Below are 17,867 nucleotides of genomic sequence, written 5' to 3'. Positions count from 1 at the left end.
GGGGGCCCGGGAACTCACGCCACCGGGAGCTCATGCCACCCGGGTGAACTCCACCGTCACCTCCGGCGGGCCCCCGGCCACCCCCCGGTAGATCCCCTTGTGCGGGGTCACGTCGTCGTAGTCGCGGCCTCGGCCGACCACGACGTGGGACTCGTTGGCGCGGGTGCGGTTGGTGGGGTCGTGGCCGGTCCAGTCGCCGGCCCAGTACTCGATCCAGGCGTGGCTCTGGCCGGCGACGGGGCGGTGCAGTTCCGCGTCCCGTTCGGGGTGCAGGTAGCCGGACACGTAGCGGGTCGGCAGGCCGAGGGCCCGCAGGAGTCCGGCCGTGAGGTGGGCTATGTCCTGGCAGACGCCCGCGCCCTGGTCCCAGGCCTCGGCCGCGCTGGTGTTCACGCCGGTGGAGCCCGGGATGTACGAGACCCGGTCTGCGACCAGGTCCGAGACCGCGACCGCCGTCTCGTGCGGGTCCAGGCCCGCGGCCGCCGTGCGGGCCCGCTCGACCAGCTCCTCGGGGACGGCCGTGCGGGAGGTCTGGACCGAGTGTTCCAGCAGGCGGGAGTTGGTCACGCGTTCGGCCACCTCCGCCCAGGTCGGGGCCGACGGCAGCGCGGCCGGCGGTGACGTCTCCACCAGGCTCACCGCCGTGATCGTCAGATCCTCGTGCGGCTCCATCAGGTCGAAGCCGGTGACCTGGGTGCCCCAGTAGTCCCAGTACGACCAGGTCGGCGTGGACGGGTTGACCAGGACGCGGGCGTCCAGGGTCGTCTGGCCCGGCAGCGTCAGCGGGGTCATGCGGACCTCGTTGTGGGAGCGGACCGCGGCCTGCGCGTACGAGACGCGGGTGATGTGCCGGATGCGGAGCCGACGGGTCATCGGTGCGTTCGAGTTCATGCTCGTGTTCAGGCTCGTATTCATGTTCATGCTCCTTCCTGGGCCCACTCGACTGGTCCCTGGTACGGGAAGAACCTCTCCGCGACCGCCTCGGCGGAGGCCATGCACGACGTCTGCAACTCCCTCAGGAGGGAGGGGAGTACGTCCTCCAGGGCCGTCGAGTCCAGGTATTCGAGGCGGGTGCGCATCCTGCCGATCGGGCGCCGCGCCGGATCCTGGCGCGGGCGGCCGAGCGCCGCCAGGCACTCCTCCGCCGTGGTCAGCGAGTGCAGCACCGAACGCGGGAACTCCCGGTCCATGATGAGGAATTCGGCCACCCGGGCGGTGTCACCGAAACCGCCGTACACCCGCGCGTACGCCTCGTCCGCCCCGCTCGCGCTGAGCAGCGTCGGCCAGTCGGGCGCGTGCGCCGCGTCCAGCACCCGTACGGACAGCAGCCGTACGGTCATGTCCACCCGCTCCAGGCTCCTGCCGAGGACCACGAATCGCCAGCTGTCGTCCCGGCTCATCGTCGAGTCGGCGAGCCCGCAGAAGAGCGCGGCCCGCCGGCGGACCAGCTCCAGATAGGCGTACGGGCCGGTGCGGCGGGCCGCGAGTCGCTGGTCGGCGAGGGCGTGCCAGGTGGAGTTGAGGCACTCCCACATCTCGGAGGACACCGCCTCGCGGGCGCTGCGCGCGTTCAGCCGGGCGGCGCCCAGCGCGCCCTCGATGGAGCAGGTCGAGCGGGCGTCGAAGGCCAGCTGGTCCAGGACCTGTTGCATGTCGACGGGTTCGGTGCCCGCGTCGACGCCGAGGATCGCGTACAGCGAGCGGCAGGCCACGTCCTCGTCCCGCCAGGGGTCTTCGAGGAGCCGGTGCAGATACGCGTCGAGGATGCGGCCGGTGGCGTCGGCCCGTTCGACATAGCGGCCCGTCCAGGTCAGTGCCTCGGCGATGCGCGAGAGGATCACGTCGTTCACGGCCGTACCTCCTGCTGCGTGTGCGGCTTGAGTTGCATGTGCTGCCTGAGCTGTTCGAGCTGCTTGTGCGGGCACTCCATGCGTGGCCGTCACTGCTGCTGCGCCCCTTCCTGCGGGACGAGGCGGTCGCCGTCCGGGCCGAGCTGACGCGGGGCGACGTCGGGCAGGGGGCCCGTGGGCTCCTCCGCCGGTCCCTCCGCCGGTCCCTCCGCGAGCACCCAGGTGTCCTTGGAACCGCCGCCCTGGCTGGAGTTGACGATGAGGTTGCCCTCCTGGAGCGCGACCCGGGTGAGACCGCCGGGCAGCACCCACACATCGCTGCCGTCGTTCACGGCGAACGGCCGGAGATCGATGTGGCGCGGGGCCATCCGCTCGCCCGCGAGGGTCGGGGAGGTGGACAGGGCCACCGGCCGCTGGGCGATCCACCCCCGGGGATCGGCGACGACCTCTTTGCGTACGCGATCGAGTGTCTGCCGGTCCGCGTGCGGTCCGATCACGATGCCCTGCCCGCCGGCTCCGTCGACGGGCTTCACGACGAGCTGGTCGAGCTGGTCGAGGACTGCTTCCAACTGCCCAGGTTCATCAGGGCGAAACGATTCGACATTGGGGAGCACCGGCTCCTCGGACAGGTAGTACCGGATGAGATCGGGAACGTACGTGTAGAGGAGCTTGTCGTCCGCTATGCCGTTGCCCACCGCATTCGCGAGTGTGACGTTCCCGGCCTGGGCGGCGTTCATGATGCCGGGGCAGCCGATCACCGAGCCGGGCCGGAAGTGCAGCGGGTCGAGGAAGTCGTCGTCGAGCCGCCGGTATACGACATGGACCGGCATCTCGCCGCGTGTGGTCCGCATCCACACCCGGTTCCCGCGGCAGACCAGATCGTGCCCCTCCACCAGCTGCACGCCCATCAGCCGTGCCAGCAGGGCGTGTTCGAAGTAGGCGGCGTTGCTCGGACCCGGGGTGAGCACGACGACGCGCGGGTCGCCGACCCCGTCGGGCGCGGCCGCGCGCAGCGCCGCGAGCAGCCGCTGCCCGTACCCGTCGACCGGCAGCACATGCTGCTCGGCGAAGAGCGAGGGGAAGATCCGGGTCATCGCCCGCCGGTTCTCGATGACGTACGAGACCCCGGACGGCACCCGGACGTTGTCCTCCAGGACCCGGAAGGCGCCGGCCTCGTCCCGTACGAGATCGATGCCGGCGACGTGGACGCGTACCCCGCCCGGGGGTTCCACGCCGTGCGCGGCCCGGTGGAAATGGGGGGAGTTGAGGAGGAGCCGCCAGGGCACGACCCCGTCCTCGAAGGCCCGGCACGGCCCGTACGCGTCCGCGAGGTAGGCCTCAAGGGCCCTGACCCGTTGGGAGACCCCGCGTTGGATGAGATCCCATTCCAGTGCGTCCAGCACCCGCGGCACGAGGTCCAGCGGCCAGGGCCGCTCCTCGCCCGCGAACGCGTACGTCACGCCGCGGTCCGTGAACGACCGGGCCATCTGATCGGCCCTGAACCGAAGTTCGGCCGGTTCCATCGGTTGGAGTGCCGCCAGCACCGGCTCATAGGCGGCCCTGACCTCACCCGGCCGCTCAAACATCTCGTCCCACGCGTCGGCCAACGCGTATGCGTCAAATATGTCCGCCATGGCCTGACGTTAAGTGCGGTACGTAACGTGCCGATCACTCGACGATTTCCGGCAGCTCACGCAAGTCGCTCGTCTTCTCCTTGTCCTCGCGCGTCGCATCCGCGCCAAGCCGTCGGCTTCGCGACCGCCATCAGCTTGTTGCAACGAGCCATGCTGGGGTGGGGACAAAGAAGTATCAACTGTGACGATAGGGGGTGTGGGTGCGGCGAAGCCGTGTTGCGGAGGCGGTGGCAGCCGCGCATAGTTGCGCTCCGGAAGAGGCTGGAACCGGGGGTTGAGGAGATGGCCGGGCACGGGAAGGAAGCGCATCCGCACGGTGCTGACCGCCTGTGCGAGGCGGGGGACCGGGTGTACTCCCGGGCGGTACGACGCGGCCGGGTGTCCCGCGAGGACGCCGAGACCGTGCCCTGCCTGGTCGAACTGGCGCTGCTGCACCCCGACCCCGACGACATGGGCTGGCTGGTGCCGACCTCGCCGCAGGAGGTCATGACACGGCTGCTCCGGGAGATGCACGAGCACGTCGTCACGACGCAGTCGCGCATGGGCTCGGCGGTGTCCGCCTTCGAGTGGTACGCGACCCTCGGCGGCAACGCCCATTCGCGCACCGAGGGCGTGGCGATCCGGGTGCTCGACGGACTGCCCCGGATCCGGGCCGCGATGGACGGGGCGACCGAGGCATGCACGGCCGAGGTACTTGCCGTCCAGCCGGGCGGAATCCGCCGCGAGGACGAACTCTCCGAGGGCCTGCCCCGGGCGATGGCGCTGCGCCGCCGGGGCGTGCGCATGCGGGACCTGTACACACACGTGGCCCGGCACGGGCAGGGCCTGCTCAACTACATGGAGTTGATGGGCGACGCGGCCGAGGCCCGCACGCTCGACGAGGTCACCGAGCGGCTCATCATCTTCGACCGCACGGTCGCCTTCATCCCGGCGAGCGCCGACCGCACGATCGCGCTGGAGTTGCGTCACCCGGCGCTGGTGGACTACCTGGTCACCGTCTTCGAACGGCTCTGGCGCCTGGCGATCCCCCTCACCGCGCCCCTCCCGGACACGGGCATCGAGGGCATCACGCACCGGGAGCGTTCGATCGCGGCACTCCTGGCGGAGGGCCACCAGGACGCGGTGGTCGCGGAGCGGCTGGGCATCAGCGTCCGCACCTGCCGGGCCCACATCGCCCGCCTCTCGGAGACACTGGGCGCCGCCAGCCGCACGCAACTGGGCGTCCGCATAGCCCAGGCGGGCCTCGACGGCCCACCCCGCGACCCGGAGCTTCAGTCCCTCACGGCTCCCGGTCCGGGGGTTCCAGAATCCCCGACCGACCGATGAGGTAGCCGAGTTGGGCGCGGCTTTCGCTGCCGAGGGTGGCGGCGAGTTTGGCGATGTGGACGCGGGCGGTGCGGATGTTGAGGCCGAGGCGGTCGGCGATGGCCGCGTCGGTGTGTCCTTCGATGAGGAGGGCGGCGATGGCGTGCTGGCGGGGGGTGACGCCGTTGAGGGACGGGCGGTGTGCCGCTTCGGGGTGCATGGGGGTGGCCAGGCGCCAGAGGCGGTCGAAGGTGGTCACGAAAAAGGTGAGCAGGGCCGGAGTGCGGACTTCCAGTGCGGCCGTACGGTCCTTGCTTGCCGCGACGAACGCGACAGCGCGGTCGATGACAAGTAGCCGCTCGGTCACTTCGTCGAGGGTGCGCGCTTCCACATCGCCCCGGAGCAGCTCGTAGCGGGCGATCACCGGAGGCGTATGGCGGACGGGGTGCTGGTAGAGGGTGCGGATGCGGGCGCCCCGATCCAGCAGTGCCTGGTCGCGATCCAGGGCGCTGCCCAGGGTTTTGGAGGCCAGGCCGTTGTGCGGCTGGATCGCGAGGAGCTCCTCGCTCGCTTTGGCCAGTGCCTCAGTGATGGCCAGGTCGATCTGTCCTTTGCCACGGAGAACCCTGATCGTGGGAGTGTCTGTCACCGCCGTATGGCTGCCCGCGATCCGCATCAGTGGCTCGAACGCTTCGGCCAGCCGAGCCTCCCGCCGCCGTTCCTCCGCGATCCGCTCGTCGAACGTCCGAAGGAGCCGGGGCAGCGCGACGGTCGGCGCCGTGGGAACCAGACGCTTCTCGTCGTCCATGTCGGGGTGCAACAGTCCCAGGTCGAGCAAGCAGGGAGCAGCCTCGCCATCGTCCCTGTGCACGCTGCCCTCGCGCAGCGCACGGGCGTACAGGGCCATGCCTGTTTCGCACAGCTCCTCGTCTCCGTGCGCGTGGAGGTTGCGGCTCTCTCCGGAGGACATGTCAGTGATCCCGCTCCAGGAGCCCCGACTGCGCTATGAGAAAGCCGAGTTGGGCCCGGCTGCCGCTGCCGAGGGCGGAGGCCAGCTTCGCTATGTGGGCGCGGCAGGTGCGGACGTTCATACCCAGGCGGCGCGCTATGGCCTCGTCGACATGCCCCTCGATGAGGAGTTTGGCGATGGACCGCTGGACAGGGGTGATGCCATTGGGGTCGACGTCGTTCGGGACGTCCTCGGTCAGCGGGACCGCGCGCTGCCAGAGCTGTTCGAAGACCTTGCTGAGGTACAGGACGAGTCCGGGGTGCCGGAGTTCGAGAGCGACCCGCCGGTCGTCGCTGGCGGGGATGAAGGCCACGGTCCGGTCGAAGATGATCAGACGCTCTATGAGCTCTTCCAGCGTGCGGACCTGGATCCTGCCGCCGGATATTCGCTCCACGTAGGCGAGCGTTCCCTGGCTGTGCCTCGCCGTGTGCTGGTACAGCGTGCGGATGCTGACCCCGCGGTCCGTGAGGGGCCGGTCCCGCTCCAGGGCCTGCATGAGGGCGTCCGCGGGGCGCCCCCCGCCGGGCTGGATCGTCAGCATCTCCCTGTTGCACTCGGCGGTAGCCGAATTGAGTGCCGCGTTGATCCGGTCGAATCCCTCCAGAACGGTGATCGCGTGGATGCTCGTCTGACCCTGCGTACTGATCGCGATGAACGGATCGAAGGAATCGGTCAGCTCGATCGCCTGGCGTCGCCGCTCCTGGATCTCGCGTTCCAGGGGGTGAAGACGTTGTGCGAGAGCGACGGACGGGGGAACTGGACGCAGCCACTTCTCGTCGTCCGGATCGGGATGGAGCAGTGCGAACTCCAGGAGACAGGGAGCCGCCTCCACCTCGACCCGGGTGATCCGGCCGGAGTGCAATGCGCTGGCGTAAAGGCGCGCTCCTTCGTCACACAACGTCGTGACAGCATGGGGATGTGTCGGTTGTGAGTTATTTGTAGGCAAATCTCCACCCCCCAGGGTCCTGAACATGCAGGAACATGATGCATCGCTCCTGTGGCATTGACGTGCCTGAATGAGCCATCGTCTTGTGACGACGGGGGAGAAGATTCCATCAAGTGAGGACGAAGCCGACTATGCGAGCGAGATTGCTTGGTTCAGTGCTTGCCGCAGTCTTCTCTGTCGCTGTGGCCTTCGGCGCGTCGGGGGGCTCGGGCCTTGACGTCGTGCACGCCGAGCTGACGGTCCCACCGGACAGCGGTTGGACCGATGCGGAGGCGGCGCCGGCGGACAGTGGCTGGACCAATGTAGTGGCCGGTGCGGCGGAGGTCCCGCCGGACAGCGGTTGGACGAGCAGCCCCGCGGACGCAGAAGCATGACCACCCCTCCCGACGACCGCTCCTTCCGCCGAGAAATGGCCACCGCGTACCGCTCCGGCTGGCACTTCATCGATCTGGCCACTGCTGTCCCCCACAGCGGTGACTCGTTGATGGTGACGGTGTTCGGGGAGCCGGTCGTGGTGACCCGGGACGACGACGACGACCTGCGGGCGTACCGGTGTCTGCGACGGCCTCGGGGGGCGCCGCAGCCAGTACGGTGCGCCATTCGGTACGGAATGATCTTTGTGAACCTCGACCAGCGCGACCACCGACTGGACGAGCCGGAAGCCCCGGACGTACGAGCCATCTCAGCCACCCCCCGCAGTGCCTGACGCGATTCCCCCGTCGTTGTAAATCGCTCAGGCGCTTCCCCCCGCAGCGGCGTCACCGTGACCTGAACACGGTGACGCCGCTGCAGTTTCCAGGCATATTTCAGGTCATCCACCAGTTTCCACAAGGGCTGAAACCAGCCTGGTACCTGACTGGTGTCGCACTGTGCGCGCACCTCGCACCCGTTTCCCGTCAGTCGCGCGGTCAGCCGTGCCCAAGTGCCGACGTCAGCGCGATCTCGACGACCACCCGGGACGGGTTGGGGGACGGGGTCCGGCCATAGCGCTCGGCGTACCGCCGTACCGCCTCCGCGACCCGGGCCGGATCCGTGGACACCGTCGCGCGCCCCTCCAGCGTCGCCCACCGCCGCCCGTCCACCTGGCAGACCGCGACCGGGACGCCCTCGGGCCCGCCGGCCTGCACGTTCCGGATCTTCGTGCTGGACTTGTTCGCGATCACCCGAGCGAGACCGGCCTCCGGATCGTATGTAACCCCGACGGGCACCACATGCGGCGTGCCGTCGGGACGGGGGGTGGTCAGGGTGCACAGGTGACGTTCCCGCCAGAATCCGAGATACGAGTCGTCGGGATCGCGCGGGTTCACGGGGTACGAGGCCATGGACCGGAACCTATCCGCTGACCCTCGCCCGCACCTTCTTGAGTGGAATAGACTCAACTTTGTGTACGTTGGTTGGGTCAGCCAACCTGGAGCACGAGGAGGAGAACGGACACGTGGACGCCGAGCTGACCAACAGGAGCCGGGACGCGATCAACGCGGCCAGCAACCGGGCCGTGACCGGGGGGCACGCCGATCTCACCCCCGCGCATCTGCTCCTCGCGCTGCTTGAGGGGCAGGAGAACGAGAACATCACCGACCTGCTGGCCGCCGTCGAGGCCGATCAGGCCGCCGTACGGACCGGCGCGGAGCGCGTACTGAGCGCGTTGCCCAGCGTGACGGGCTCCACCGTCGCCCCGCCCCAGCCCAACCGCGAACTGCTCGCCGTCATCGCCGACGCCGCCGAGCGCGCCAAGGAGCTGGGCGACGAGTACCTCTCCACCGAGCACCTGCTCATGGGGATCGCGGCGAAGGGCGGCCAGAGCGGGGACGTACTCTCCCGGGAGGGAGCTGATGCGAAAAAGCTCCTTGAGGCCTTTCAGAAGAGCAGGGGAGGGCGCCGGGTGACCACCCCGGATCCCGAGGGCCAGTACAAGGCACTCGAAAAGTTCGGTACGGACTTCACCGCGGCCGCGCGTGAGGGCAAGCTCGACCCCGTCATCGGCCGCGACCAGGAAATCCGCCGGGTCGTGCAGGTGCTCAGCCGCCGCACCAAGAACAACCCCGTCCTCATCGGCGAGCCCGGCGTCGGCAAGACCGCCGTCGTCGAGGGGCTCGCCCAGCGGATCGTGAAGGGTGACGTCCCGGAGTCCCTCAAGAACAAGCGGCTCGTCTCGCTCGACCTGGGCGCGATGGTGGCCGGCGCCAAGTACCGCGGTGAGTTCGAGGAGCGCCTGAAGACGGTCCTGGCCGAGATCAAGGACTCGGACGGGCAGATCATCACCTTCATTGATGAATTGCACACCGTTGTCGGCGCGGGTGCCGGCGGCGACTCCTCCATGGACGCCGGCAACATGCTGAAGCCGATGCTCGCCCGCGGTGAGCTGCGCATGGTCGGGGCGACGACTCTGGACGAGTACCGCGAGCGGATCGAGAAGGACCCCGCCCTCGAACGCCGCTTCCAGCAGGTGCTGGTCGCCGAGCCGACCGTCGAGGACACCATCGCGATCCTGCGCGGACTCAAGGGGCGGTACGAGGCCCACCACAAGGTCGTCATCGCGGACAGCGCGCTCGTCGCCGCCGCGACCCTCTCCGACCGGTACATCACCTCCCGCTTCCTGCCGGACAAGGCCATCGACCTCGTCGACGAGTCCGCGTCCCGGCTGCGGATGGAGATCGACTCGTCCCCCGTCGAGATCGACGAGCTCCAGCGGGCCGTCGACCGGCTCCGCATGGAGGAGCTCGCGCTCGACAAGGAGACCGACCCCGCCTCCAAGCAGCGCCTGGAGAAGCTGCGCCGCGACCTCGCCGACAAGGAGGAGGAGCTGCGCGGCCTCACCGCCCGCTGGGAGAAGGAGAAGCAGTCCCTCAACCGCGTCGGTGAGCTGAAGGAGAAGCTCGACGAACTGCGCGGCCAGGCCGAACGGGCCCAGCGCGACGGCGACTTCGACACCGCCTCCAAGCTGCTGTACGGCGAGATCCCCACCCTGGAGAGGGACCTGGAGGAAGCCTCCGAGGCCGAGGAGGAGGCCGCCAAGGGCACGATGGTGAAGGAGGAGGTCGGCCCGGACGACATCGCGGACGTGGTCGGCGCCTGGACCGGCATCCCCGCCGGCCGCCTCCTGGAGGGCGAGACCCAGAAACTCCTGCGCATGGAGGAGGAGTTGGGCCGCAGGCTGATCGGCCAGACGGAGGCGGTGCAGGCCGTCTCGGACGCCGTACGCCGCACCCGCGCGGGCATCGCCGACCCGGACCGCCCGACCGGCTCGTTCCTCTTCCTCGGCCCGACCGGCGTCGGCAAGACCGAACTCGCCAAGGCCCTCGCGGACTTCCTCTTCGACGACGAGCGGGCCATGATCCGCATCGACATGTCGGAGTACGGAGAGAAGCACAGCGTGGCCCGGCTGGTCGGCGCGCCGCCCGGCTACATCGGCTACGAGGAGGGCGGCCAGCTGACCGAGGCGGTCCGCCGCCGTCCGTACAGCGTCGTGCTCCTCGACGAGGTGGAGAAGGCGCACCCGGAGGTCTTCGACATCCTGCTCCAGGTGCTGGACGACGGCCGCCTGACGGACGGCCAGGGGCGGACGGTCGACTTCCGCAACACCATCCTGGTCCTCACCTCGAACCTCGGCAGCCAGTATCTGGTCGAGCCGCTGACGTCCGAGGAGGAGAAGAAGCAGCAGGTCCTGGAGGTCGTACGCGCGTCCTTCAAGCCGGAGTTCCTCAACCGGCTCGACGACCTGGTGGTCTTCTCCGCGCTGAACAAGACCGAGCTGGAGCGGATCGCCAGGCTCCAGGTCGACCGGCTCGCGAAGCGGCTCGCCGAGCGGCGGCTCACCCTGGAGGTCACCGACGCGGCGCTGGCCTGGCTCGCCGACGAGGGCAACGACCCGGCGTACGGGGCGCGGCCGTTGCGGCGGCTCGTCCAGACCGCCATCGGTGACCGGCTCGCCAAGGAGATCCTCTCCGGCGAGGTCAACGACGGCGACACGGTTCGCGTGGACGCGTTCGGCGACGGCCTGATCGTCGGCCCCGCGACAGCCTCCGGCAAGGAGCTGTAGGGGAGTTGCGGCCTGGTTTCGCCTGCGGGCCCGGTGGGGGCTTGTCGCGCAGTTCCCCGCGCCCCTGAGGTGATTGGGGCCGAGCGTGGTGAGTTCGCCGCGGGTTGTTCTGGGCTGAGCGCGCAGTTCCCCGCGCCCCTGAAAGGCGGGGCTGCGCCCCTGCCTTTCGTCTTTAGGGGCGCGCGGAACTGCGCGACAAGCCCCACCGGGCCCGCACACGCACAACGAACCCCACGCACCCCTCACGTCACGCCGGTGCAGCCACCCGCACACCCACCCGCGTACGGGTGGCCACCAGCTGCCCGTCCTGCGGATACGCATGCCACGTGCGCCAGTGCACTTGCCCCTCGTGCCGCTGGGCAAGCATCGCCGTGAAGGCGTGCGGGCTGCCGGGGAACACCCCCGCCAGACCGTTCGGATGGTCGGCCACCAGCGCGAGCAACTCCTGCGCGCGCCCCGCGAACGAGCCCCGCGACAACGTCTCCACCCGCGCGGCGAACTCGTACTCCCAGTCGCCCACCCGCTTGGCGACGCCGAGCGGCAACGGTGTGCTGCTGCCCGGAATACAGGCGACGGTTTCCGAACAGCTGCCCCGCTCCTCCTCCAATAGCACCTGGTGGGACGCCCCGAGCAGTCTCAACTGGAGCTTCGAACCCGAGAGTTCCAGATCGAGCGTGGCGAGCGCGGGCAGCGGTTCGCGACCGAGTGCCCAGGCGAGATCGGCCGCACGAGTGTCGGTGTAGGCGGTGTTGAGGGTCGTGAGCATGGGTCGGCTCCGCTGCACGCAAAAGGGTGGGGTTGGTGTCTGTGAAGGGTGAAGGCGAGTCGGTCCGTCGCACCCCGGTCGGCGCCGGGCGGGGATTGGGCCCGGGCGGCCAGGTCAGAAGGATGTTCCGGGGTCTGCGTCGGCGATTACGAGGGAATCATGAACGGCGCGTCCGCCACAGCGTTTTTACCCAACTTCGTAGGGTTTCCATCCCCCAGAGGGCTCCACAGCTCAACTGTTCAAGCAAGAAGTGCGCCATTGGCTCACACGTGCGCCTTCACGCCCCCCGCTCTCTCAACGCCCCTCAACGTCCCTCAACAACGCTCCTCGACACCCGCCCGGCTCTCCTCACACGGCGAAGCGCCGCCCGGCGCCGAATCCCGCCACACGGCGAAGCGCCCGCCGGGAGGTGACTCCCGACGGACGCTTGTGGTGCCGGACGGCCCGGACGCGTTTCCCCGTCCGGAGCTCAGCTGCCCCGTGTCAGCTGCCTCCGCCGCATCCGCCCCCATCGCCCCCGCCCCCGCAGGACAACGACCCGCCTCCGCAGGACGAACCGCCACCGCAGGAAGAACTGCTCCCCGTGGAACAGCCGCCGCCCGAGCCTGAACCCGAACCGGAGCCGCCGGCCCACCAGCTGTGCCTGGACCGGCGCGAACGCCTCGTGTTGCTGCGCCCCGCCGCGGACACGACGGCCACGAATGCCACCGCGATGACTGCCACCAGGATGATGCCTCCGATCATGGCGCCACCCTCCTTCCGTTCCCCCGAAGCGGCCCCCCGTGGGCTCTGCTTCTTGCCTGTGCTTCTGTGTGTGTTTGTGCCTGTTCCTCTTACTGCTCTGCTTGCTGTTTTCCCGTGTGTGCTTCTTGTGTGAAAGGGGGATGCCCCCGCGCCTCACGGACCAAAGCAGAGTTGAGCAACTCCAGAGGTTGAGCGCAGGATGACGGTCATGACCTCCGATGCACGCCGCCCGCTCCTCAACCGCCGCCTCGCAGAGTTCGGCACGACGATCTTCGCCGAGATGTCGGCCCTGGCCCTGAGCACCGGCTCGATCAACCTCGGCCAGGGCTTCCCCGACACCGACGGCCCCGAGGAGATCCGCGAGGCTGCGGTACGGGCGCTGCGCGACGGCCGCGGCAACCAGTACCCGCCGGGCCCGGGCGTGCCCGAGCTGCGTACCGCGATCACCGCGCACCAGGAGCGCCGCTACGGCCTCACGTTCGACCCGGACACCGAGGTCCTGGTCACGGCGGGCGCCACGGAGGCCATCGCCGCGGCCCTGCTGGCCCTCCTCGAACCGGGCGACGAGGTGATCGCCCTGGAGCCGTACTACGACTCGTACGCGGCGTGCATCGCGATGGCGGGCGGTACGCGCGTACCGGTCACCCTGCGCCCGCACGAGGACACCCACGACGGGGTCGTACACCAGCGTTTCCGTCTGGACCTGGACGAGCTGCGCGACGCGGTCACGGACAACACCCGGCTGCTGCTGATCAACACCCCGCACAACCCGACCGGCACGGTCCTCACCCGCGAGGAGCTCACCGCGATCGCCGAGCTGGCCGTCGAGCGGGACCTGCTGGTGGTCACCGACGAGGTGTACGAGCACCTGGTCTTCGACGAGGCCGAGCACATCCCGCTCGCGACCCTGCCCGGGATGCGCGGGCGCACTGTCACCATCGGGAGCGCGGGCAAGAGCTTCTCGTTCACCGGCTGGAAGGTCGGCTGGGTCACATCCACCCCGGACCTGGTGACGGCGGTCCGCTCGGCGAAGCAGTTCCTGACGTACGTCGCGTCAGGCCCGTTCCAGTACGCGGTGGCGGAGGCGCTGAGCCTCCCGGACACGTACTTCACGGAGTTCCGCGAGGACATGCGGGTCAAGCGGGACCTGCTGTCGGCCGGTCTCAAGGAGGCAGGCTTCAAAGTGTTCCGCCCCTCGGGCACGTACTTCATCACCACCGACATCCGCCCCCTCGGCGCTGTGCAGTCCGAAGGCGGCGACGGCTTCGCCTTCTGCCGAGCCCTGCCGGAACGGGCCGGCGTGGTCGCGATCCCGAACGCGGTCTTCTACGACCACCGCGAGGAGGGCGCGCCCTTCGTACGGTTCGCGTTCTGCAAGCGGACCGAGGTGCTGACAGACGCGGCGGAACGGCTCCGCAAGGCATTCGCGGGCTGACCGCCACCCTGCGGGACCGGTCGACGCGCCCCGCCGCCTGCCCGGCACTTCGCGCCGGAGGCCGTCATTTCGGCGCTTGCCGCACCGACACTGACGACGTACAGTTTTCTGTACGTGAAAGGAGTCGATTGTGAAGACCATGACGTATTCCGAGTCGCGCGCTCGCTACGCCGAGGTGCTCAACTCCGTCACCGACGACCGCGAAGAGGTCGTCATCACCCGGGCCGGACATGAGCCGGTCGTCATCGTCTCCCTTGAGGACTACGAGTCCCTGAAGGAGACGGCGTACCTGTTGAGAAGCCCGGCGAACGCCCGGCGCCTGCTCGCGTCCATCGACGAGCTGGAGAACGGCGGCGGCACCGTGCGCGAGCTGGCGACCGGCGGATAAGGGCCGCGCGTTGAAGATCACCTTCTCCTCCCGCGCCTGGGAGGACTACCTGTGGTGGCAGCTTCAGGACCGGAAGACCCTGAAGCGCATCAACACGCTCATCGCGGACATCGCCCGGAACGGCAACGAGGGGATCGGCAAACCGGAACCGCTCAAGCACGGATTCCAGGGCTACTGGTCACGCCGCGTCAACGACGAGCACCGACTGATCTACAAGGCCACCGAGGACGGCGTCCTGATCGCACAGTGCCGCTACCACTACGAAAGCTGACGGGACCCGGGGTCGGGCACAGCACCTGCTGACCCCGGCGTCACACAGCGCTCACGCAGGCCGGCAACGGTTGAAGCAGGGTTCCGGATCCTTCAACCGGACAACAACCGGGACGCGGACGCGGTGGTCAGGTTCTCCCCTCGATGCGCCCGATTTCAACGTCGGTGCTGGGATCCGACTTTGTTCGCGGACCTGCGCAGGCGCTTGGCCAGTGTCTTGTCCCGGGCCCTCAGGTGTCGTCCTGCCGCTTCCAGGACGGGCCCGGTAGCGGGGTGGTCGCAGCGCCACAGTTCGTCGGCGGCCTGCTCCAGGAGTGGCAGAACCAGGTCCTCCTCCTGTTCCAGGAACATGGCAAATGCCTCGTCCGCTACGCCGAGCGGACCCCACAGATGGTCCACGAGCCCCCAGAGCTGGAGTTCCCGACCGTCCCCCTCGGGGGTCTCACCACGGCCGACCAGCGCGATCGCCGCGGTCTCGGCACAGCCGGGGACCTGGGAGGCCGCGGCTTTGCGCAGGACCGCGAGCGCTCTGGGTTCGTCGAGTTCTGCCAGCACCGGCGCGGCGGCAAGGCGGCGGAGGGCCGCGTCGGCCTCCAACCCGGCGCAGGCGTCGATGAGCTGGACCGCGGCCGGTCCCTGGCCCCGGTGCCTGATCCATCCGGTGATCTCGGCGTGAGCAGCGTCCTGGTCGTAGTCGAGCAGGGCGTCGAGCAGTGTCGGGGCGCCGGCGTCGGCCAGTTCGCCGATGAGCGGAGCGTGGACTCCCTCGGCGAGAAGGTACTCGCGCAGCCCGTGGCGTCCCAGCGGGGTGAGCCTGAGCCGTGTCCCGGGCAGGGGAGCGCCGTCGCTGTTTTCGGTGCTTCCCCCGATGCCGAGGATGTCGAGGAGGATGTGGTCGCGCTCCCCGCTCGTCTCCGGGCCGGGCTCGACCTCCGCCGCCTGGTACTCGGCGAGGAGCGGGGCCGCTTGGCCGAGGATCTGCAGGAGGATCAGCTCCACCAGTCGTGCCTCCTGCTTGGGGAGGCCCTCGCGGAGCGCGCCGACGAGCAGCGCCGTCTCCAGCCACTCGCCGTCGGGAACCTCGTACAGCGCCCGCAGCACCACCGCCGCCAAGCCGTCGCCGTCCTCGGCCCGCATGTCCAGCGCGGCCAGCAGCACCGGAGGCAGGCCGAGATTCCCGAGGTCGTTCAGGGCATCGAGTTCGTCTTCGAGTGCCTGGCACCAGACCTCCAGAACTCCCCCGTCCCCCGCAGCGGCAGGCAGATCAGTACCCGGACGGGCGATTCCCGCGCCGATCTCCACCAGGTCCGTGTACAGAGCGAGCTGCCAGGGGCCGTCCAGGCAGGGCAGGTCGCCGGAGCTGCGCAGGCGGGCCAGCCGCTTGTCGCGCTCCGCGGGCCGGAGTGCGATCAGCTCGTCGTCCTGGGCCCACAGTTGCAGTTCCTGGACGGCCTGGCGGCCCAGTGCGGGCTTGAGCACGTCCCGGGACGTGACGGCTCGTCCGCCCTCGCACCAGTGGGCCAGGCGGAGCGCGGAGGCGATCAGCGGCACCTGCCGCGCGGCCGCGGCGAGCTCCGCGCGCGGTGCCAGGGAGACGGGGCGCACGGGGACGGACTCCGCGGCGAGGTCCTCGTCGTACTCGTCGTCGTGGATCTTGCCGCAGGAGCAGCGCCGCACGCCGGGGCCGGCTGCGGCCGGGGCCGCCGTAGGCGGCCTCGGGACCAGTTCGGCCAGTTCCTGGTCCAGGGCGTCGCGGTCGAACCAGGCGGGGTCGAACGCCTCCTCGCGCAGGGTTTCGACCAGGTCGGTCCACGGCTCGGGGGCCAGTGCGCCGCGGTCCGCGACGGCGTCGAGTACGGCCTGCAGCCCCCAGGCGCCGCCGGTGTCCTCGGCGTAGGGCATGGCGCGGCGTCCCCCGGTGCAGCGGACGCGTCGGTCGGACGCGGACGCGGGGAGGGTCTTCTCCAGGGTGATCCGGTGCCGCCAGTCGTCACCGAAGTCGTAGGTGTACTCCAGCCGGCCGCCCTCGTAGGGCAGTACCTCGGCCACGGTCACGGACTCCTCGTCGGCGTCGCGGAGGGGATCGCGGTCCAACGGTGCGTCGAAGTCGACGAATTGGCGGCCGGAGGAGGGTTCGGTGAAGGAATGCAGGTGCGAGTCGTGCCAGCCGAAGCACACTTGGATGATGTCGTGCAGGCAGCCGAGCGAGGTGTCGGCGGGCAGGGTGACCCGGCGCCAGATCGGCGGGCTGGTGTCTCGCAGGGCGATCTTCAACTGGTAGGTCGGCACGGGCTCGGCGGTCACGGCGAAGGGTTCCCTTGAGGCGGAGACGGATTCCGGCACCGGTAAGGCGCTGCGCCGCAAAGGTGTCGCAGCCGTCCGTGACGGGTACCGATGCCATCTTCCCGCACTGCGCCGAGTGGGCGAAGCACTTCTGGCACGAGCTGTCCGCCTGCGCGGATAGCCTTGACCCGCCGAGGGCCCGCGGGCAACCCGCACCCTCTCGAACAGTTGTAGGAGCCTGTGCCAGGAGTGGGCGTAGTGGCGAAGGTCTATCCGTCGGCAGAGCCCGAGCCGGCTGCTGCGGACCGGGAACGGTTGTCGGCCTGCCTGCCGGAACTCGCCGCGGGTGAGGCGGTGTTCCTTCCCGCGGATCCGCCCCGGATGGGACGGGTGGCGTTCTGGAAGCCCGGTGGTGAGCCGCCGGACCTCGGGGTGGAACCCACCGAACTCACCGTGGTCCGCCCGCACGGTTCCTCCGTACGCCGGGCGCGGGTGGTCGCCGTGCCGCTGTCGGTGGATCAGGCGCTGCCGCTGCTGACCCGCTGCCGGGCACTCGGCGCCGACGGCAGCGGGCGGGCGTCGGCCGGTACCGCGTTCTGGGGCGGGGCGGCCCTGCTCGGCCTGCGTCTGCTCGCCCGGGGCCGGATGCTGCCCGGGGTGTCGCCAGAAGGATTCGACGCGTGGCGGGTCGGCCCGCTGGACGCCGAGGACCACGAGCGGCTGGCTTCCCTGGCCGCCGCCATGCCCCCGGAGGCCCGCGCGGTCGCGGTTCCCGGACTCGCTCCCCTCACGCTTCCGGCGGCCGAGCCGCTGCTGCGTGCCTTCCTGGACGCCGTGGCCGACTCCCTCGCCCGCCCTCCCGCCGCCCGCCAGGTGACCGGCGGACCGGCGTTCGCGGCGCGCGCTCCGCAGTCCGTGCCCGAGCAGCGGGGCTGGGCGGCGGAGGTCGCCGCCGGCCGCGACGCGGGTCTGGCGGTGTCGCTGCGCCTGGAACTGGGCCGCGCGGACTCCTTCCGGGCCGTGGTCCAGCTGCGCAGCCTGGCCGATTCCACCGTGCTCGCCGACGCCGCGGACCTCTGGTCCGGGAGGGCCACCGCCCCCGAACTGTTCGGCCCACGGGCTCAGGTGGACACGCTGCTGACGCTGCGCCGGGCCGCCCGCGCCTGGCCCCCGGCCGGACGGCTGCTGGACTCCGCCG

14 protein-coding genes and 1 pseudogene are annotated in these 17,867 nt (G+C 70.0%); 7 read left to right on the top strand and 8 right to left on the bottom strand.

Features of this window, described 5'->3' with window-relative positions:
- Window positions 1-30 precede the first annotated feature (30 nt).
- From O3Q52_RS01305 to O3Q52_RS01295, 3 genes are all read right to left on the bottom strand, one after another.
- Entirely contained in the window at window positions 31-873 is an 843-nt protein-coding gene (locus O3Q52_RS01305) for a transglutaminase family protein (protein WP_269646947.1), read from the bottom strand.
- A gap of 44 nt (window positions 874-917) precedes the next feature.
- The gene (locus O3Q52_RS01300) at window positions 918-1,850 is read right to left on the bottom strand and encodes an alpha-E domain-containing protein (RefSeq protein ID WP_269646903.1); all 933 of its coding nucleotides are present in this window, start codon (window positions 1,848-1,850) and stop codon (window positions 918-920) included.
- An 89-nt stretch (window positions 1,851-1,939) separates the two neighbouring features.
- Entirely contained in the window at window positions 1,940-3,484 is a 1,545-nt protein-coding gene (locus O3Q52_RS01295) for a circularly permuted type 2 ATP-grasp protein (RefSeq protein WP_269646902.1), read from the bottom strand.
- A 282-nt stretch (window positions 3,485-3,766) separates the two neighbouring features.
- Between O3Q52_RS01295 and O3Q52_RS01290 the strand changes: the two genes are divergently transcribed.
- Entirely contained in the window at window positions 3,767-4,810 is a 1,044-nt protein-coding gene (locus O3Q52_RS01290; protein WP_269646901.1) for a helix-turn-helix transcriptional regulator, read from the top strand.
- Here the strand turns inward: O3Q52_RS01290 and O3Q52_RS01285 are convergent.
- Window positions 4,764-5,759, bottom strand: coding sequence for a helix-turn-helix transcriptional regulator (locus O3Q52_RS01285; RefSeq protein WP_269646900.1), 996 nt, complete (start codon window positions 5,757-5,759; stop codon window positions 4,764-4,766). The two genes, O3Q52_RS01290 and O3Q52_RS01285, sit on opposite strands and share 47 nt — an antisense overlap.
- Window position 5,760: 1 nt before the next feature.
- The gene (locus O3Q52_RS01280) at window positions 5,761-6,771 is read right to left on the bottom strand and encodes a helix-turn-helix transcriptional regulator (protein WP_269646899.1); all 1,011 of its coding nucleotides are present in this window, start codon (window positions 6,769-6,771) and stop codon (window positions 5,761-5,763) included.
- Window positions 6,772-7,114: 343 nt separating this feature from the next.
- Here O3Q52_RS01280 and O3Q52_RS01275 point away from each other — a divergent pair, with 343 nt between their 5' ends.
- Complete coding sequence (locus tag O3Q52_RS01275) at window positions 7,115-7,450, top strand: hypothetical protein (RefSeq protein WP_143640154.1); 336 nt, start codon at window positions 7,115-7,117, stop codon at window positions 7,448-7,450.
- 202 nt (window positions 7,451-7,652) lie between these two features.
- Here the strand turns inward: O3Q52_RS01275 and O3Q52_RS01270 are convergent, their stop codons facing one another.
- On the bottom strand, window positions 7,653-8,066 hold the full coding sequence (locus tag O3Q52_RS01270; protein WP_269646898.1) for a pyridoxamine 5'-phosphate oxidase family protein: 414 nt from the start codon (window positions 8,064-8,066) through the stop codon (window positions 7,653-7,655).
- A 113-nt stretch (window positions 8,067-8,179) separates the two neighbouring features.
- Between O3Q52_RS01270 and clpB the strand changes: the two genes are divergently transcribed.
- Window positions 8,180-10,783, top strand: a complete 2,604-nt coding sequence (gene clpB / locus O3Q52_RS01265; protein WP_269646897.1) for an ATP-dependent chaperone ClpB — start codon at window positions 8,180-8,182, stop codon at window positions 10,781-10,783.
- A gap of 247 nt (window positions 10,784-11,030) precedes the next feature.
- Here clpB and O3Q52_RS01260 read toward each other — a convergent pair whose 3' ends face one another.
- Window positions 11,031-11,549, bottom strand: a complete 519-nt coding sequence (locus O3Q52_RS01260) for a DUF2617 family protein (protein ID WP_189843293.1) — start codon at window positions 11,547-11,549, stop codon at window positions 11,031-11,033.
- Between the two features lie 943 nt (window positions 11,550-12,492).
- Between O3Q52_RS01260 and O3Q52_RS01255 the strand changes: the two genes are divergently transcribed.
- The 3 genes from O3Q52_RS01255 (at window position 12,493) to O3Q52_RS01245 (ending at window position 14,387) form a co-directional block, all read left to right on the top strand.
- Window positions 12,493-13,728 carry a pyridoxal phosphate-dependent aminotransferase gene (locus tag O3Q52_RS01255; protein ID WP_269646896.1) on the top strand — a complete coding sequence of 412 codons (1,236 nt, stop codon included), beginning with the start codon at window positions 12,493-12,495 and terminating at the stop codon, window positions 13,726-13,728.
- A 130-nt stretch (window positions 13,729-13,858) separates the two neighbouring features.
- A complete protein-coding gene (locus O3Q52_RS01250; RefSeq protein WP_269646895.1) occupies window positions 13,859-14,116 on the top strand; it encodes a type II toxin-antitoxin system Phd/YefM family antitoxin in 258 nt (85 codons plus the stop codon).
- A gap of 10 nt (window positions 14,117-14,126) precedes the next feature.
- Window positions 14,127-14,387, top strand: a complete 261-nt coding sequence (locus O3Q52_RS01245; RefSeq protein ID WP_269646894.1) for a Txe/YoeB family addiction module toxin — start codon at window positions 14,127-14,129, stop codon at window positions 14,385-14,387.
- A gap of 155 nt (window positions 14,388-14,542) precedes the next feature.
- Here the strand turns inward: O3Q52_RS01245 and O3Q52_RS01240 are convergent, their stop codons facing one another.
- A complete protein-coding gene (locus O3Q52_RS01240; protein ID WP_269646893.1) occupies window positions 14,543-16,690 on the bottom strand; it encodes a plasmid pRiA4b ORF-3 family protein in 2,148 nt (715 codons plus the stop codon).
- 237 nt (window positions 16,691-16,927) lie between these two features.
- Between O3Q52_RS01240 and O3Q52_RS01235 the strand changes: the two are divergent.
- Window positions 16,928-17,867: pseudogene (locus tag O3Q52_RS01235) on the top strand (ATP-dependent helicase); the annotation flags it as partial.

This window comes from Streptomyces sp. ActVer (genome assembly GCF_027270795.1).
Taxonomy (GTDB): Bacteria; Actinomycetota; Actinomycetes; order Streptomycetales; family Streptomycetaceae; genus Streptomyces; species Streptomyces umbrinus_A.
This window is presented reverse-complemented; position numbering and strand designations above follow the sequence as displayed.

Bases quoted from the DNA above. Each gene is read 5' to 3' on its own strand.
- O3Q52_RS01260 (WP_189843293.1), bottom strand. From the start codon at position 11,549: ATGCTCACGACCCTCAACACCGCCTACACCGACACTCGTGCGGCCGAT.
- O3Q52_RS01255 (WP_269646896.1), top strand. From the start codon at position 12,493: ATGACGGTCATGACCTCCGATGCACGCCGCCCGCTCCTCAACCGCCGC.
- O3Q52_RS01275 (WP_143640154.1), top strand. From the start codon at position 7,115: ATGACCACCCCTCCCGACGACCGCTCCTTCCGCCGAGAAATGGCCACC.
- O3Q52_RS01285 (WP_269646900.1), bottom strand. From the start codon at position 5,759: ATGTCCTCCGGAGAGAGCCGCAACCTCCACGCGCACGGAGACGAGGAG.
- O3Q52_RS01295 (WP_269646902.1), bottom strand. From the start codon at position 3,484: ATGGCGGACATATTTGACGCATACGCGTTGGCCGACGCGTGGGACGAG.
- O3Q52_RS01270 (WP_269646898.1), bottom strand. From the start codon at position 8,066: ATGGCCTCGTACCCCGTGAACCCGCGCGATCCCGACGACTCGTATCTC.
- O3Q52_RS01305 (WP_269646947.1), bottom strand. From the start codon at position 873: ATGACCCGTCGGCTCCGCATCCGGCACATCACCCGCGTCTCGTACGCG.
- O3Q52_RS01280 (WP_269646899.1), bottom strand. From the start codon at position 6,771: ATGTTCAGGACCCTGGGGGGTGGAGATTTGCCTACAAATAACTCACAA.
- O3Q52_RS01290 (WP_269646901.1), top strand. From the start codon at position 3,767: ATGGCCGGGCACGGGAAGGAAGCGCATCCGCACGGTGCTGACCGCCTG.